The organism is Haemophilus sp. THUN1692, assembly GCF_059704395.1.
Window position 1 is genome coordinate 1,149,636 of the sequence record NZ_AP046579.1, and the last position, 17,120, is coordinate 1,166,755.

The window sequence follows — 17,120 nt, forward strand, 5'->3', positions numbered from 1 at the left end:
TCAAGGCCTTATTTATATTATAGCCAGCCAAAAGTCTGGCTATAAAAATCATACGCTATGCGTATGGAGCCAAATAACTTAAGCGATGAACAGAAAAAATCCTCGCTATATAATGAACAAGGCTGACAACCAAAATTCAACATATAGGAGGATTATCATGGTAAGTAAAACCAGTGACGATTCAAGTCTATCACACACAAAATGGAACTGTAAGTATCACATTGTATTTATCCCGAAGTATAGAAGAAAAGCAATTTATGGAAAGTTAAGAGCAGATATAGGTCAAATATTGAGGCAGTTATGTGACTATAAAAATGTGGAGATAATAGAAGCGCATGCAATGCCAGACCATATCCATATGCTCTTAAAAATCCCAGCTAAAATATCAGTATCAGGTTTTATGGGCTATCTGAAGGGGAAGTCAGCGCTGATGATTTTTGAAAGACACGCGAACTTAAAATATAGATATGGAAATAGGCATTTCTGGGCGAAAGGATTTTTTGTAAGCACAGTAGGGTTAAATACAAAAGTGGTAGAGGATTATATAAGAAACCAAGAAAAAGAAGATATGGTTCAAGATAATTTATCAACGAAAGAACATGTTGACCCCTTTAAGGGGTAATCAAGGAAATAATTAGACGCGGTTGTCAGTTCTCACAAGCCCCTTGAGGGGCTTGTGAAGTATAGGCCCTTATAGGGGAGCCTAAAAACCGCACGTTTTACGTGCGGATTGTTATTATCCTGAGTTCAATTTCACGATATGACTAAATAAGATGAACACGCATAAGTGCGGTTAATTTTCACCACACTTTATTTTTGTTTAAAATCCCTTCTATACCAATCACAATGAGACTTAACCAAATAGGCACATAAGTAAAATAGTCGCTTGTGGTTATTTGATTATCCAGCACAAAGACAGCTATTAAAAAAAGCAATATGGGTTCGATATAACTCAACACTGCAAAAATACTGACTGGAATTTGTTGGCTAGATTTTAAGTTGGCTGAAAGGGAAATCGCACTCACCATGCCAAGTGATGGTAGTAATAACCAATAACGATATTCTTGCGTAACCAAAGAAAGTGTATCGCTTTGAGAAAGAATATAAATAAAACAAGGAATCGAAATTAAAATAATATCCAATGTAATCCCTTGTAGGGCAGGGATTTTCATTAATTTACGGCTTAGATAATAAAATGGATAAACCGTACAAACCCACAAGCTTGTCCATGAAAAACTTTGAGTGTGCCATAATTCATGTGCAACACCGCAGGCAGCCAGTAAAAGCGCGATTTTCTGAATAAATGATAAGCGTTCTTTTAACCAAGTCCATCCTAAAATAGCCATGATCAGAGGGAAAAGGAAATATCCCATCGCAATATTTATCCCTTCGCCATTTAGCGGTGCCCACATAAAGAGCCAGAATTGACTTCCCGCATCTAATGTCCCCAGTAAAAATAAAACCCAACTCGTCCAACTTTTTCCTAACGTTGTCGTGATAAGAGACAAAATAGAGCGGCAACCAATAGTCGGGAATAAAATTAAAAGTAGCCCAAAGATCATGGTTAACATACGCCACACAAAAACATCCGTTCCGCTAAGTGGTTGGAGCCATATGCTAAATAAATACAATATGCCAAATAAACATTGTGAAAAAATGCACAATAATACGCCTTGAGTGACTACTTTCATCTTGGACCTCATCTCATCAATATGATTATTATAAAAGCCCAAGACAATAAAAAATCTCAACTTTATTTTTATTGTGATAATATTTTTCCCAATTATTACATTTTTGAGAAATTATCTTATGCAAATACTGGATAAATTAGATCGTCATATTTTGAATGTATTACAACAAGATGCCATGATTCCGTTAAAAGAACTGTCAGAAAAAGTGAATAGTTCCGTTGCAACCTGTCAACGACGTATACAAGCATTAACTGATTCAGGCGTTATTACAAAACGAGTTGCAGTAGTTTCCCCAAAAGCCGTTGGGCGTACGATTAGTGTGTTTGTCATGGTCGAAATGGATAATCAACACTCTTATTATCAAGAGCAATTTGAACGAAAAATGCGCCAAGAAGACGAAGTGGTGAGCTGTTACGAAATTTCAGGTGACTATGATTTTATGTTGCTACTCCATGCAAAAGATATGGAAAGCTATCACGCATTCACACGTCGAGTATTGACGGGTGAATTTCATGTAAGAACTTATAAAAGTTTATTTATAATGAATTTTACTAAAGCAGATAGTGGAATTATCTTATAGAACAGCGCAATAAATTTTGCTCTTCTCCCACAAAGTGGGGCTAAATAATTACCGATAAATTTAACTGAAATTAAAAGGACTGGGTTCGATACAATATCGTCGTCAGTCCTTAAGTAAATAATCTAGTTTTTGAGGTCAAAGCAAATTTACCGCACTTTTCTTATGAACCTAAACGCTGGCGCACAATTTCAAATAAACATACCCCTGTTGCGACAGATACATTTAATGATGAAACTGAACCAGCCATTGGAATGCTAATCAGTTGATCGCAATGTTCACGTGTTAAACGACGCATTCCTTCGCCTTCAGCTCCCATAACAAGTGCTAGTGGTCCTGTCAGTTTGCTTTGATAAATGGTTTCAGTTGCTTCGCCAGCCGTGCCAACCACCCAAATATTATGATTTTGCTGTAAATCGCGTAGTGTGCGAGAAAGATTGGTTACACGAATTAACGGCACGGTTTCTGCTGCCCCACAAGCAACTTTACGCGAGATAGATGTTAATTGTGCCGATTTATCTTTCGGTACGATCACTGCCACTACCCCCGCTGCATCAGCTGTTCGCAAACAAGCCCCTAAATTGTGCGGATCAGTCACGCCATCTAAAACTAATAAAAGCGGATTTTGTTTATTCGCAAGAATTTCATCAAGATCATTTTCATTGAGTTCTTTTGTGGCTTGCACTCGAGCGATGACACCTTGATGAACTTCGCCATCGGCTTTTTTATCAAGAGTTTGGCGATTAACGAATTGTACACCAATTCCGAGGGAATAAAGTTCGTTTAAGAGTGGCTGTAGACGTTTATCTTCACGTCCTTTAAGTACGAAGACTTCAATTAAACGTTCTGGCGAATGGGTTAAAATACTATTAACAGCATGAATGCCGTAGATTTGTTCTGACATAAATTTCTCTTTTTCTTATTTGAATTTTTAATTCATTCTTACAATAGGGAGTGAATTATTTGCGTTTTCTAGATGTTTTCTTAGAAACTTCTTTCTTTTTTACCGCACTTTTTCGTTTTTTGGAGGCTTTAGACGGTAGTTCTTTAAAGACTTTCTTGGCTTTTTCTTTCGCAGTTTTTCCAGCTCGATGAGGTTTACGTTCACTGCCCATCAGCGAGAAATCGACCATTTTATTTTCTAAATGTACCGCTTCAACTTTGATGCGAACTTTATCGCCTAAGCGATATTGCATTCCGCTATTTTCGCCAATTAAACGCTGTTTTGCTGCATCGAATTGGTAATAATCGTTTTCCAAGGTGGATATATGGACTAAACCATCGATGAATAAATCATCTAAGCGTACAAATAAACCAAATCCCGTCACAGATGAAATCACACCGCTAAATTCTTCGCCAATATGATCTTGCATATATTCGCATTTTAGCCAATCTGCCACTTCACGAGTTGCGTCGTCGGCACGGCGTTCCGTCATTGAACAGTGATTGCCAAGTAAATCCATTTCATCAAAAGAGTAATGATAACCACCAGTATCCGTTGTTTTACGTTTTGCGCCTTGTTCTTTAGCGAGTAAATACTTGATGCCTCGATGAAGTGTTAAGTCTGGATAACGGCGAATTGGCGAAGTAAAGTGTGCATACTCTTCCAAAGCCAAACCAAAGTGCCCGATATTATCAGCGTGATAGACAGCTTGGCTTAATGAGCGTAGCAACATTGTTTGAATAAGTTCATGATCTGGTCGTTCTTTAACTTTTTCTAACAGAGCAGCATAGTCTTTTATGGTTGGTTTTAAGCCACCTTCTAAAGTTAAACCAAACTCACTTAAGAAAGTGCGGAACGATGTTAATTTTTCTTCGCTCGGAGTTGCATGAATACGATATAACGCAGGCTCTTTATGTTTTTCCATAAAATTGGCTGCTGCGATATTCGCAAGAATCATACATTCCTCAATGATTTTGTGGGCATCATTACGAACAACGGGTTCAATGCGCTCGATTCGCCCCATTGCATTGAAAATAAACTTAGTTTCAATGGTTTCAAAATCGATTGCACCATGTTGATGACGAGCACTAAGCAACGCTTGATAGAGTTTATAAAGATCTTCTAAGTGAGGCACAAGCGTAGAATAACGAGCACGTAATTCTTCATCGCCTTCGAGCATTTTTGCTACTTTGGTATAAGTGAGGCGGGCGTGAGAATTCATCACCGCTTCATAAAAGCGATAATCTGTGAGATTACCTTTGGCAGAAATTTGCATCTCACACACCATACATAAACGATCCACTTGTGGGTTAAGAGAGCATAAGCCGTTGGATAAAATTTCAGGTAGCATTGGTACAACTCGATTCGGAAAATAGACCGAGTTACCACGATTATGCGCTTCCACATCTAAAGCGGAACGTAAACGTACGTAATAACTAACGTCCGCAATCGCTACCCAAAGTTTCCAGCCTTTGCCATGTTTTTCACAATAAACAGCATCGTCAAAATCGCGCGCATCTTCACCATCAATGGTCACAAGCGGTAAATTACGTAAATCCACACGGCCTTTTTTTGCTTCTTCAGGGACTTCTTCAGTGAATTTTTTTACGTATTTTTCCACCGCACTTGGAAACTTATGGGGAATATCGTGGTTACGCAAGGCGATTTCCACTTCCATTCCTTTTGCCATATTATCGCCTAGGATCTCAGTGATTACGCCAATTGGCTGGTTAAAACTAGCAGATCGTTCTTGCAATTCGACAACCACAACTTGTCCCATGCGAGCACCATTACGATATTCATTCGGCACGAGAATATCTCGGCCAATTCTGCTGTCATCAGGCACGACATAGCTAAAACCGTTTTCTAAGAAAAAGCGACCCACAATTTGTTTTTTACGACTTTCTAATACGCGTACAATTCGCACTTCACGGCGACCACGACGATCTAATCCTGCAGGCTGAGCTAAGACAAAATCTCCATGCATGACTCTTTGCATTTGATGGTTTGGAATGAATAAATCATCTTTTTTGCCATCGACCTGTAAAAAACCGAAACCTTCGCGATGGCCAATTATCGTGCCTTTAAATAAATCTAATTTTTCTGGTAAGGCATAGCGTTTACGTTTGGTGAACACTAATTGGCCGTCATTTTCCATCGCGCGTAATCGGCGGCGCATCGCTTCTATTTGCTCTTCATTTCGAATGGAAAGTGCGGTCAAAATTTCATCCCGATTCATTGGCGCATTATTGTCTCGAATAACACTTAAAATGAACTCACGACTCGGGATTGGATTGCCGTATTTTTCCAACTCTCGTTTGTAATGAGGATCTTGGTTGATTAAGTTTTTACGTTTTTTTGTCATTATTTTTTACAATTTTAAAAAGTGCGGAGAGTTTGACACTGTAAGGGGGATAATGCAAGGAAAAGAAAATCTGCACTCGTGATGAGTGCAGATAGAAAGTGAATTAAGCCGATTTTTTGGTAAAGCCAATATAGGCGCAAAATATAAATCCAAGAACTAAAGCGTAAGGTGTGAATTCACCAATGCCAGAACCTGAAGCTGCAAGGCTTAAACGATGTGCAGCGGCTGCACCTAAAAGCATACCAAGTACAAAAATAGCGGAGTCATTATCGCCTTCACCAAGATGAACTAAATGTTTGCCAGGGCAACCACCGCCAAGGGCGAAGCATAATCCACAAAGTGCCATGCCGAGGAAGTTCCAAAGATATTGATTATGTGCACCAGGTTGTTGTTCAAACCCTAAATGGAATTGACCAAGTAAAGCATTTGTAATTGCGGCAAATACCACTAGAGCGATGATACCGTTCAATAATGAAGAATCACGGAATAGAATAAAATTACGGAATGCGCCAATTGAGCAGAAACGTGATTTTTGCATTAATACGCCTATGATTAGCCCACCAGCTAAAGATAACGCCCAAAATGCATGTTGTGTGCCAGGGCCTTTTTGTGAGAAATAAAGCGGTAAACCTTCGCCAAAACTAAATTGGGTGATAACGCCAATAAGTAATAATCCCGCAATAATGACAGAAATCCAGCCTGTAACAGGAGCTTGTTCTTTTGCTTTGCCGAGCGAAAACCCTCGATTGCTAAAGAAAATTTCACCTAGTACGCCGACAAATAAACCGACAATACCGGCAATCGCAGATAAATCGCCGCCTCCTAGACGCAGATATGCGCGCCATGGACAACCTAAGAATGTTAGGGCGCCAATCATGGCAAATGCCCCTAAAATTAAGCGAATGAATGGCGATGAACCACCACGAGCACGGAATTCTTTTGCAAATAACGCACTCACTAATGCACCGAATATTAATCCGATGAGTTCGGGGCGGATGTATTGAAGTGGAGCGGCTTGATGTAAGCCAATGGAGCCAGCTGTATCGCGTAAGAAACAGGCCGCGCAGAATCCCATATTGCTGGGATTTCCGCTATAAGTAAGTAGTGGAGCGATGATACCAAGTGCAGCACCTGCAACCACAGGCCATTTTGATCCTTTCATAATGAAACCCTTGTGATATCTAAAGTTAAACTAAATTGTGTACTCTCGAATACTCGAAAAGCACTTCCATTTTAATCTAAGAAGTTAAATGATAAAGAATGATTTGATGAAAAAATGAGATAAATCAAAAATTTGATAGGACGAAAGTGCGGTAAAAATTTTATTGATTTCCGTAATGAAAATAAAAGATCTATACTAATAGCGTTCATTTTTTACTCGGAAGATACTATGGCAGAACGTTCAGCCAATATCATTACCCACGATCCTTTTGGTAGCTTGCTTGGATATGCACCTGGTGGCGTGGCAATTTATTCCTCTGATTACAATACTGCAGATGATAAAGAGTTCCCGAATGATGCCGCATTTCGCAGTTATCTAGGGCGAGAATATATGGGCTATAAATGGCAGTGTGTGGAATTTGCACGTCGTTATTTATATCTCAATCATGGCGTTGTGTTTGCCAATGTTGGTATGGCGTACGAGATCTTTTCTTTACGTTTTTTACGCCAAGTGGTGAACGATGCTTTGTTGCCCTTGCAGGCATTTGCTAATGGTTGTAAACGTAAACCTCAAGCAGTCTCCTTATTAATTTGGCAAGAAGGGGGCGAATTTAAACACACGGGGCATGTAGCAATTATCACCGAGGTGTTGCCTAATAGCGTTCGAATCGCCGAGCAAAATGTGATTCATTCCCGCTTGCCAAGTGGTCAGCAATGGACGCGTGAATTGCCGATGATTGTTTCAGAACAAGGTTATTTTCTACAAGATACTTTTGATGATACTAAAATTCTTGGCTGGATGATTCAAACAAACGACACTGAATTTTCAGAACCCCAACCTTTTCCAAAATCCACCGCACTTCGGTTACACGCTCATAATGTTGACAATCACGGTCAATTTAATGGGAAATGGTTAAATGAAAATGAGCCATTTGATGCGGCATATATTAAGGCAATGCGCGGGCACAAAGTGAACCATTCTGATCAATATCGCTATTTTGCTATGTCCGAAAGTGCTCAACAAGAATTAATTCACGCAACTAACGAACTGCATTTAATGTATTTGCATGCGACAGACAAGGTACTTAAAGATGATAATCTGTTGCAGTATTTCAATATTCCGAAGCTCCTTTGGCCACGCTTAAGACTTTCTTGGCAAAATCGCCGTTATCAGACGATTACAGGTCGTTTAGATTTTTGTATGAGTGAGCGAGGTTTGAAAGTCTATGAATATAATGCAGATTCAGCTTCTTGCCATGCTGAGGCAGGCGATATTATGAATCGCTGGGCAAAACAAGCTGGTGGCGTATTGGGGGAAAATCCATCCGATGGTTTGCGTAATGCGTTAGCTGATTGTTGGCAACATAGTCAAGCCTCAAAATTAGTTCATATTCTGCAAGATCACGATGATGAAGAAGATTACCACGCCATGTTTATGCAACAAGCATTGGTACAAGCAGGGTTCCAAGCTAAAATTATTCACGGCACAGAAGGCTTACATTGGGATAATCGTGGTCGCCTGATTGATAATGAAAATAACCAAGTTCAAACCGTTTGGAAAACCTGGGTCTGGGAAACCATGCTGGAACAACTTCGTGAAGATGCAACAGAAATGGAAGTTGCTCCACCTATTCGCACTGGTTATCCTGAAGATAAAGTGCGGTTAATTGACGTACTACTTCGCCCAGAAGTGTTGGTTTATGAACCGCTTTGGACGGCAATTCCAAGTAATAAGGCGATTTTGCCTGTGCTTTGGTCTTTATTCCCTAATCATCGTTATTTGTTAGAGGCAAGTTTTCATCTCACACCAAACTTAATTCAAAACGGCTATGCACAAAAACCAATTGCAGGTCGCCGAGGTGATAACGTTAAATTGATTGGTGAAAATAATTACATGCTAGACACAACCAATGGACAGTTTGGTCAGCAAGATAGTATTTATCAACAGCTTTGGTGCTTACCACAAGTGGAAGATCAATATTTGCAAATCTGTACTTTTACCGTGGGAGGGCATTATGGCGGCACTTGCCTACGTTCCGATTCGAGTCGTGTCATCATGGGAAATAGTGATATGCAGCCTTTGAGAGTGTTGAAGGATAAGCAGTTCTTTGAATAGTAAAAATATGATTTAATTATTTAATAAAAGAGCAATTGAATCATTTTACATGAGTGAATTAAAATTATTTGTATGCATTATTGCTTCAAATTTATTATTATCTGTGCATAATAAAAAAACTCTCAGGTTTTCACTATACTTTACTCAATTTTATTTTCTCTAAAGCATTAGTACAAAGGTCTCCTTGTTTTATTTTATTAAGGAAACTTTATGCATCGAATTTGTTTTTTTCGTCCAACGCTATTAGCATTAAGTCTTGCTTTAGCTAGTTCAAATGTTCAAGCGTCTATGGTTCGCAATGATGTGGACTATCAGTACTTCCGTGATTTTGCCGAAAATAAAGGTGTATTTTCGGTGGGGGCGAAGAATATTCCAATTTTTAATAAACAGGGTCAGCAAGTTTCAACTATGTTACCCCATTGGGCTATGCCTGATTTACACGTAGCAAGTCGGGTAAGCGGCGTTGCTACCTTGTTTAATCCTCAATATATTACTAGCGTAAAGCATAACTTAGGTTATGGCTCAGTGCAATTTGGTGAAAATAGCAACAACACTGATAATCATCACTTTAATTATCTTATTACAGAACGTAATAACCACCCTAGCCTTGATTTTCATGCACCACGTTTACATAAATTAGTTACCGAAGTTGCGCCAATTTCGTTAAATAATATTGCTTTTGATAATGCTAGAAGGACTGGACCATATAATAATGCATTCTTAAATAAGAATCGTTACCCATATTTTGTGCGAGTCGGATCTGGTACTCAATATTTACGCAGTAAGGATGGAAAAGTAAAAACGTCATTAACATCTGCGTATAACTATCTTACAGGCGGTACACCACTTAAACCTAATAGCTCAATGGATAATTGGGTGCTATTTAACGGTGATCTTTATGATACGTTAGGAACCTATGGCTTGCCAGGAGATAGTGGTTCTGCGCTTTTAGCCTATGATGCTAAAGAACAACGTTGGGTATTGGTAGGAGTATTATCAACTTATGCAGGTTATGATAGTTCAAATAATATCTATACAATTATTCAGCCCGATACCATTGAAAAAGCATTCAAGGATGATGAAACAACCATCCAACTAAATGCAAAAAGAATAACTTGGGATAATAAGAATAATGGAATAAGTATTTTACAAGTTGGTAATCAGAATATTACCTTGCCAGTTGCTGACTTGACTAAGAAATCTCAAGATAATAATCAATCTCGCCCTTCATTAGAAAACGGTAAGACAATTCATTTTCAAGGCGGAGACGGCTCAACATTGATATTAAAAAACAATATTAATCAGGGAGCTGGTGCGCTGCATTTTAATCAGAATATGACCGTTCAAGCTGATAACAATGATTATACTTGGCTTGGTGCAGGCATTGTGGTGAATGGTGATAAAACTGTTCATTGGCGCATAAAAAATCCAGAAAATGATCGTTTATCAAAATTGGGAACTGGTACGCTATATATTGATGGCCAAGGTAAAAATCTAGGCGATATTAGTATAGGTGATGGTACAGTTATTCTTGATCAAAAAATGCTTAATGGACAGCAACAGGCCTTTAATCAAGTTGGAATTACCAGTGGTCGGGCAACTGTTATACTGGCAAATAGCAAACAGGTTAATCCAAATAACATTTATTTTGGCTTCCGAGGAGGACGTTTAGATATAAATGGCAATAATCTGACTTTCCATCGAATTCAAAATGCAGATGAGGGTGCAAAGATTGTTAATAATAACCGAACTCAATCTGCCGATATTTACATTATTGGTCGAGATGCTCTTACTGAACAAAATATTGAATGGGTAAAATGGGGACAAGAACCAACATCATCATTAGCTATTTATGAATACAAAAATAATTATAGAAATAACCGATTAGATTATTTCCGTCTAAAAGAGGGAAAAAATCCACATGCTTATTTTCCTTGGGATATGGAAACAACAAATGATTGGGAATTCTTAGGTAACGACAGACAACAAGTTATAAAGAATGCACTTGCTCAAGAAAATGCAAAAAAACATTTAGATACCTTTAGTGGTTTCCTTGGTGAGTATGATTCTCAGCGTTATAACGGTGCATTAACGTTTAATTACACCCCGAATTATCACAATAGTGTGCTTGTTTTGAATGGAGGTACTAACTTAAATGGCAATTTAAACATGTCTGCGGGTCATTTAGTGCTTTCTGGCATCCCAACTCCGCATGCTTACGATCATTTAAACCAAAAAGAAATCATAGATGAAAATAGTTGGATTAATCGTCAATTCAAGGCTCATGAATTTAATGTTTCAGGTAATGGCAAATTAGAAAGTAGTCGTAATGTGAGCTTGTTAGAAGGGAATATTAATGCTCGTCATCAAGCTCAAATCCAACTCGGTTTTACTCAGAATAAATCCAGTGAGTGTATCCGTGCCTCATATACAGGAGTAACGAGTTGTACTGAAAATAAAATACTAAGTCAGGCAGCCTTTGATAGTGTTCCTGTAACAGTAGTAAGTGGTAATATCGATTTAAAAGAAACGAGTCAATTTAATCTAGGTAAAGCGCATTTAGTGGGGCGTGTAAATGCAACACCGATGACTCAAATTCGTTTACAATCCTATAGCCAATGGCTGCTAACAGGTAATAGTACGGTGGGAAATCTCGAATTTTCGCCAAATAGTCAAGTTACATTAAATACGGGCTATGATGAGCTAAATAAGGATTATCGTGGTTGGGTACAATTTAATGAATTGACAATAAATGGAAAATTGACGGGTAATGGGCATTTTCGTTTTTTAACTAATGTTGCTGAACGTCGTGGCGATCATATTACAGTAAATGGACTAGCATCAGGAGCATATCTTCTTTCTGTGAAAAATACGGGGAGAGAACCCAATGAGGTAAATCCATTAAGTTTAGTTAAATTAAATCATCCTGAACAAGCTATTGGGGATGCGCAATTTTCTCTTGAAAATGGCTATGTCGATTTAGGGGCTTATCGTTATATTTTAACAAATCGTAGCAATGATTATCGATTATATAATCCGTTACGTGATGCAGAATTACATTCTCAGGATAACAACCAATTAATATTAAATAGTCAGCGTGAATTTGAAGCGGTTCAGAATAAACTAAATAGCAAAAGACTAGAGCTTGCTAATTTAGCCCGTGAATATAGTCACGCACAAAAACAAAAAATAGAAGATGATGCACGGATTGAGCGTTTGTTAGCTGATATTCGTCAAACTAATAATCAAATTGATAATGTTTTCTATGAATATAATCGTACTTGGCGTATTCGCTTTATTAAACGTCGTAACTTGTATAACCAATTTACTCAATATAAAGCCCGTTTAGAAAATCAGCGTAATGAGTATCGAGACTTAAGAGCTCAGGCAGAAAGAAGTGAAAATCAAGCTCAAAAATTACTGCAAATGCTAACTGGTATGAAAAATACTGTGAATACACTTTCGACTCAACACGATAAGTTACAAGCAGAATTTAATCGTTTGAAAAATGATTCACAAATGAATAAGGAAAGTTATGCACAGTGGCTTTGTGAAGTTCAAGGACTTTCTTCTGATATTTGTCGTAAAGTTGCAAAAGTGGCAGATGAAAGTAACACTACTGCATTTGAAGCGGAAATTGATGCGAACATTACACGTGTTGAATCAGCTCAACAAACTTTAATGAACGCTCAAATCTCTGGCAATCAAAGTGCGGTTAATTCTGCGCAAGTTTCCTTGAATGAGGCGGTATTAGCATTACTGAATAGCCTTGAAAAGGCTTATCAAACTGAGCAGGAAATTCAGCAATTTTTAAGTTCTCAATCTTCGACTGTTGCTCTGCCAGTGCAAGCTCAACTGATTAGTCGTTATACCAATACGGCTTTATCAGAGCTTTCTGCAAACGTTAATTCGGTATTACAAATTGGACGAAATTTAGATCGTCATTTATTAAGCCACGATAAATCAAATGTTTGGGTGAATACGGAAGCAAGTCAGAGAACTTATCGCTCCGACTATAATCGACCATATAAGCAAAATTTAACTTTGACTCAAATTGGTGTAGCTCAGAGATTAAATTCGAACATGCAAATTGGTGCGGTGCTTTCTCATTCTCGTGCAAATAATGAGTTTGATGAAAATGTATCAGGCACAAGCCGACTAACTACCATAAATAGTTTTGTTAAAGGTGAGTGGAATAATGGTGTCTTTACAAGTTTTGACTTAGGTTATGGGCACAGCCGTAACAATGTAAAATTTGATGAAGAAAACAAAACGTTCCACCGTAATATTTTTAGTGCAGGTGGAAATATTGGGGCTTCTTTGGACTGGGGAATTCACGTCACACCTTCAGTTGGTATGCGCTACTACCGTCTATCTAGCACAAACTACCAATTAGATGGTGCAAATATCAACAGTAAAACGTTACATTTAACTACTTACCGAGCAGGTATAATGTTAGATAAAACCTTTGATATAAATGGTGTAAAATTCACTCCAAGTTTCTCAAGCAATTACTATGATGCCACTCAACAAAAACTTGCCCTTGATGGTATATTAAGTGTCAATGATGTTGCATTAAAACAACAATTCGGGCGTTATTTTACTCATGAACTTGGTTTTAATGCGCAGATGAAACAGTGGAATATTAGCACGAATGTTGGAATACTTAAGGGCTCTGATGTGGCACCACAGAAATTTGCTTCATTAAAGGTCGGCTTTACTTGGTAGAAATGCGGTAGAAATTTAGAGCAAAATAAATACTAGCTTTAAGGACTGATGAGGATATTTATCGGACTCAGTCCTTTTTATTTTGTATTTTTTAGGGGAGGTTTCTAGATTGGAATAAAAAATCAGCCATCAAACAGTGGTTATATAGTCCTATGTTTGATGGCTGATGAAAATTAGTTTTAATTTTTTTGAATATTAATGACTTGCTTTAGGCAATGCTTTTCCAATTAAAATGCTTGCAACTAACATCACTAAAGTCGGAACCAACCAAGCCATTCCTTCAGATGAAAGAGGGAAGTGTTCCAATAATGAATTAATGCTTTCTGGTAACATTTTAACGTTATTTAAGCTGTCACATAAACTAAAACAAACAGTTACGATTAATGTGCTGTTGTATGTAAATTTTATTGATGGAAGGTTTTTGCGTAAGAATTGCAATAATACAAGCACAATAGCTACCGGATAAATTAATAACAAAGCTGGGATCGTTATGCGAAGTAGATCCGTTAAACCATATTGTGAAACAGTGATTGTCATTGCGGTAAAAAGTGCGGCCCAAAACGGATAAGAAAAACGCACAGAGAATTTTGAAAAATAGTCAGCGGCAGCACTCGTTACACCAACAAGAGTTGTTAAGCTCGCTAATACAATAATACCTGCCATAATCCAAATCCCAGCAGAACCGAATAATACATTTACATAACGAGAGAAAATTTGCCCGCCATTAGTTGTACCTTCTGCAACTTCAGCACTAGTCGCGCCTAGATAGAAAAGCGAAAAATATAAACTTGCAAGTAAAATGACTGAAACAAATCCAGCTGAGATAGTGTATTTAACGATGTCTTTAGGTTGAGTTACATTTTTTGCTGCAAGTGCGCGAGCGACGATTCCACCAAAAGTAATGGCTGCGAGTACGTCCATGGTTTGATAACCACTGGTTAAGCCGATTAATAAAGAATGGCCATTTTCATACGCTTTACTTGGCGCTTGAATTTCAGATAAAGGTGAAATGAAGACAGTGACGGCTACAGCAACTAATAACACAAGCAATGCTGGTGTCATGAATTTACCAACACTTGAAATAATGGTATTTGGGCGAATCATAAAGCCCATCGCAATTAAGTTGAAAATTAATGAAAAGAGGAAACGAACACTCGTATTATCTTCCACTAATCCTAAAGGTAACCACGCTATTTCGTAAGCAACATTCGTGATACGTGGCATTGCAAAAGTAGAGCCAATGGTTAGATAAAGTATAACGAGAAAACCAGTGCCCGCCCATTTAGGTAAATCTTTCGTTAGTTCTTCACCACAACCTAAAATAGATACAATAACAAGTGTAATAAAAGGCATTAAAACGCCAGTTAATACAAAACCGAAGGAGGCTCCTGCCCAATGTTGTCCAGCAGTGAAGCCTTCCATTGGAGGAAAAATGATGTTACCTGCGCCTAAAAATAAGGCGAAGATCATCATTCCTAAAACGATAATATCTTTACGTGAAAACATAATTTTTTAACTCTAAAAATAAAAAGGCCTGCATTCTACTACAAAGTGTAGAAAATCCCTATTCTGTAAAACTAAAAATGTGAATTTCGTCACAATATGAAGAATCTTATCGACAATTCGATAAAAATCCCTGCAAAATCCACCGCTCTTTTCCCTTTGTGAACAAAAATATGCTAGGATTCAGCCTTTGTTAATTATTTTTAGAAGGAGTTTGCGTGGTACAACTGATTCAACGCTTTTTAAAATTAGAATCCGCTGGTGGTATTTTATTGCTTTTTTCTGCTGCCGTAGCGATGTTGCTGGCTAATTCGCCATTAAGCAGTCAATATAATGATTTTTTGAATTTGCCAGTTAGTTTGCAAATTGGCAGTTTCTCTATTAATAAAACCTTAATCCACTGGATTAACGATGGTTTTATGGCTGTGTTTTTTGTGTTAGTGGGAATGGAAGTTAAAAAAGAATTATTTGAAGGCGCACTTTCCTCCTACCAACAAGCTATTTTCCCTGCCATTGCTGCAGTGGGTGGAATGATCGTACCCGCGTTGATTTATTGGTTTATTGCAAAACAGGATCCTAGCTTTGCAAATGGCTGGGCTATTCCTATGGCGACAGATATCGCTTTTGCGCTTGGCATCATGGCATTATTGAGCAAGCAAGTGCCATTGCCTCTAAAGATTTTTTTACTCGCACTCGCTATTATTGATGACTTAGGCGCGATTGTTGTAATTGCGCTGTTCTTCTCTCATGAATTAAGTGTGCAGGCTCTAATTTTCTCAGGTATTTCTATTTTGACTTTGGTTTTATTAAACCGCTTTAGAGTTAGCGCGCTTTGTGCCTATATGGTGATAGGGGCAATTTTATGGGCATCTGTTTTAAAATCTGGTGTTCATGCGACTTTGGCTGGCGTAATTATTGGTTTTTGCATTCCATTAAAAGGTAAAAAAGGTGAACGACCATTACACGATTTTGAGCACATTCTAGCGCCTTGGTCATCCTTCGTTATTTTACCGCTCTTTGCATTTGCCAATGCAGGCGTTAGTTTTGACGGTATTGATGTGAGTATGATTTCATCGCCATTATTATTGGCTATTGCGTGCGGTTTAATTATTGGTAAACCAGTCGGCGTTTTCGGATTTAGTTATATTTCCGTTAAGTTGGGATTAGCTAAATTACCGGATGGAATCAATTTTAAACAAATTTTTGCCGTCGCAGTTTTATGTGGTATCGGCTTTACGATGTCAATGTTCTTAGCAAGCCTTGCTTTTGATGCGGATGCTGGAGAAAGCGTCAATACGCTTTCTCGTTTAGGAATCTTACTCGGTTCAACGGTTTCGGCAACGCTTGGGTATTTATTCTTAAAACAGACAACAAAACTAAGTTAATCATACACAAAGTGCGGTAAATTGATCTGCAGCCCTAAAAATTGGACTAAATAAGCGATCGATGACATACAAAGTATGTCAAGAAAAGAAAACTATCTAGACAGTGCGGAAATGGAAAGTTTATTTGGTCGATTAAAAACGGAATGTTTTTATAGTTGAGAATTTAACTGTAGCGAGGAGATAATTGATACAGTAAGATATTACTATCATTACTACTCCTTAAATGAACACTCCTTTTTAGCAGATCAATTTACAGAACTTTTGTTTTATAAATTCAAGTAAAATTAGATAATGCAATTTCTAATTTATTGGTTGCAATTATTTCGTTGGTTCGAGAATTTTAGTCACCACTTTCAAATACTCAATCGCCAAGCTATGTTGCGCAACACTGGCATTAAAAACTAAGTCTTCGGAAAGTACGCCACAAGGTTGCGCTTTCGGTACCTCGCCATTTTCGTAAGCCTCGAAATCCTCTCGCCAATCCCCTTCGAAGTAATAATGTTCTAAGCGTTTCATCTTGGGCAAAAACGCCTGCCATTTTTCCAAAAACTGCACCGCCTCTGCAAGAAAACCATTTGCCTCATCTAAAATACTTTCCATTTCGACAAGTTGAGATAATCGTTCTTTTGATAGCATATTTTTCTCCCATTC

At 38.0% G+C, this 17,120-nt stretch carries 11 protein-coding genes; 5 read left to right on the forward strand and 6 right to left on the reverse strand.

Going from position 1 to position 17,120, the window contains the following annotated elements:
• Nucleotides 1-157 precede the first annotated feature (157 nt).
• Nucleotides 158-622, forward strand: coding sequence for an IS200/IS605 family transposase (gene tnpA / locus AC6H0A_RS05695; RefSeq protein ID WP_005639541.1), 465 nt, complete (start codon nucleotides 158-160; stop codon nucleotides 620-622).
• Between the two features lie 178 nt (nucleotides 623-800).
• Here tnpA and rarD read toward each other — a convergent pair whose 3' ends face one another.
• Nucleotides 801-1,691 (reverse strand): EamA family transporter RarD, encoded by an 891-nt coding sequence (rarD, locus tag AC6H0A_RS05700; protein ID WP_044232018.1) that lies wholly within the window; start codon nucleotides 1,689-1,691, stop codon nucleotides 801-803.
• Nucleotides 1,692-1,809: 118 nt separating this feature from the next.
• Here rarD and AC6H0A_RS05705 point away from each other — a divergent pair, with 118 nt between their 5' ends.
• The gene (locus tag AC6H0A_RS05705; RefSeq protein ID WP_005639613.1) at nucleotides 1,810-2,271 is read left to right on the forward strand and encodes an Lrp/AsnC family transcriptional regulator; all 462 of its coding nucleotides are present in this window, start codon (nucleotides 1,810-1,812) and stop codon (nucleotides 2,269-2,271) included.
• Between the two features lie 160 nt (nucleotides 2,272-2,431).
• On the opposite strand, the gene rlmB is transcribed toward AC6H0A_RS05705, so the two are convergent.
• The 3 genes from rlmB to yedE all read right to left on the reverse strand — a co-directional run bounded on the left by rlmB (nucleotide 2,432) and on the right by yedE (nucleotide 6,738).
• The gene (gene rlmB / locus AC6H0A_RS05710) at nucleotides 2,432-3,172 is read right to left on the reverse strand and encodes a 23S rRNA (guanosine(2251)-2'-O)-methyltransferase RlmB (protein ID WP_005639615.1); all 741 of its coding nucleotides are present in this window, start codon (nucleotides 3,170-3,172) and stop codon (nucleotides 2,432-2,434) included.
• A 55-nt stretch (nucleotides 3,173-3,227) separates the two neighbouring features.
• Nucleotides 3,228-5,576 (reverse strand): ribonuclease R, encoded by a 2,349-nt coding sequence (gene rnr / locus AC6H0A_RS05715; protein ID WP_005639617.1) that lies wholly within the window; start codon nucleotides 5,574-5,576, stop codon nucleotides 3,228-3,230.
• 103 nt (nucleotides 5,577-5,679) lie between these two features.
• Nucleotides 5,680-6,738: a YedE family putative selenium transporter gene (gene yedE / locus AC6H0A_RS05720; RefSeq protein ID WP_005639619.1), complete on the reverse strand. Its 1,059-nt coding sequence runs from the start codon at nucleotides 6,736-6,738 to the stop codon at nucleotides 5,680-5,682.
• Between the two features lie 228 nt (nucleotides 6,739-6,966).
• Here yedE and gss point away from each other — a divergent pair, with 228 nt between their 5' ends.
• Entirely contained in the window at nucleotides 6,967-8,853 is a 1,887-nt protein-coding gene (gene gss / locus AC6H0A_RS05725; RefSeq protein ID WP_005639622.1) for a bifunctional glutathionylspermidine amidase/synthase, read from the forward strand.
• A gap of 210 nt (nucleotides 8,854-9,063) precedes the next feature.
• A complete protein-coding gene (locus AC6H0A_RS05730; protein ID WP_005639625.1) occupies nucleotides 9,064-13,581 on the forward strand; it encodes a S6 family peptidase in 4,518 nt (1,505 codons plus the stop codon).
• Nucleotides 13,582-13,776: 195 nt separating this feature from the next.
• Here AC6H0A_RS05730 and brnQ read toward each other — a convergent pair whose 3' ends face one another.
• Complete coding sequence (brnQ, locus tag AC6H0A_RS05735; RefSeq protein WP_005639627.1) at nucleotides 13,777-15,087, reverse strand: branched-chain amino acid transport system II carrier protein; 1,311 nt, start codon at nucleotides 15,085-15,087, stop codon at nucleotides 13,777-13,779.
• A gap of 215 nt (nucleotides 15,088-15,302) precedes the next feature.
• Between brnQ and nhaA the strand changes: the two genes are divergently transcribed.
• On the forward strand, nucleotides 15,303-16,469 hold the full coding sequence (nhaA, locus tag AC6H0A_RS05740; protein ID WP_179230788.1) for a Na+/H+ antiporter NhaA: 1,167 nt from the start codon (nucleotides 15,303-15,305) through the stop codon (nucleotides 16,467-16,469).
• Nucleotides 16,470-16,787: 318 nt separating this feature from the next.
• Here nhaA and AC6H0A_RS05745 read toward each other — a convergent pair whose 3' ends face one another.
• On the reverse strand, nucleotides 16,788-17,105 hold the full coding sequence (locus tag AC6H0A_RS05745; protein ID WP_005639631.1) for a DUF4298 domain-containing protein: 318 nt from the start codon (nucleotides 17,103-17,105) through the stop codon (nucleotides 16,788-16,790).
• Nucleotides 17,106-17,120 lie beyond the last annotated feature (15 nt).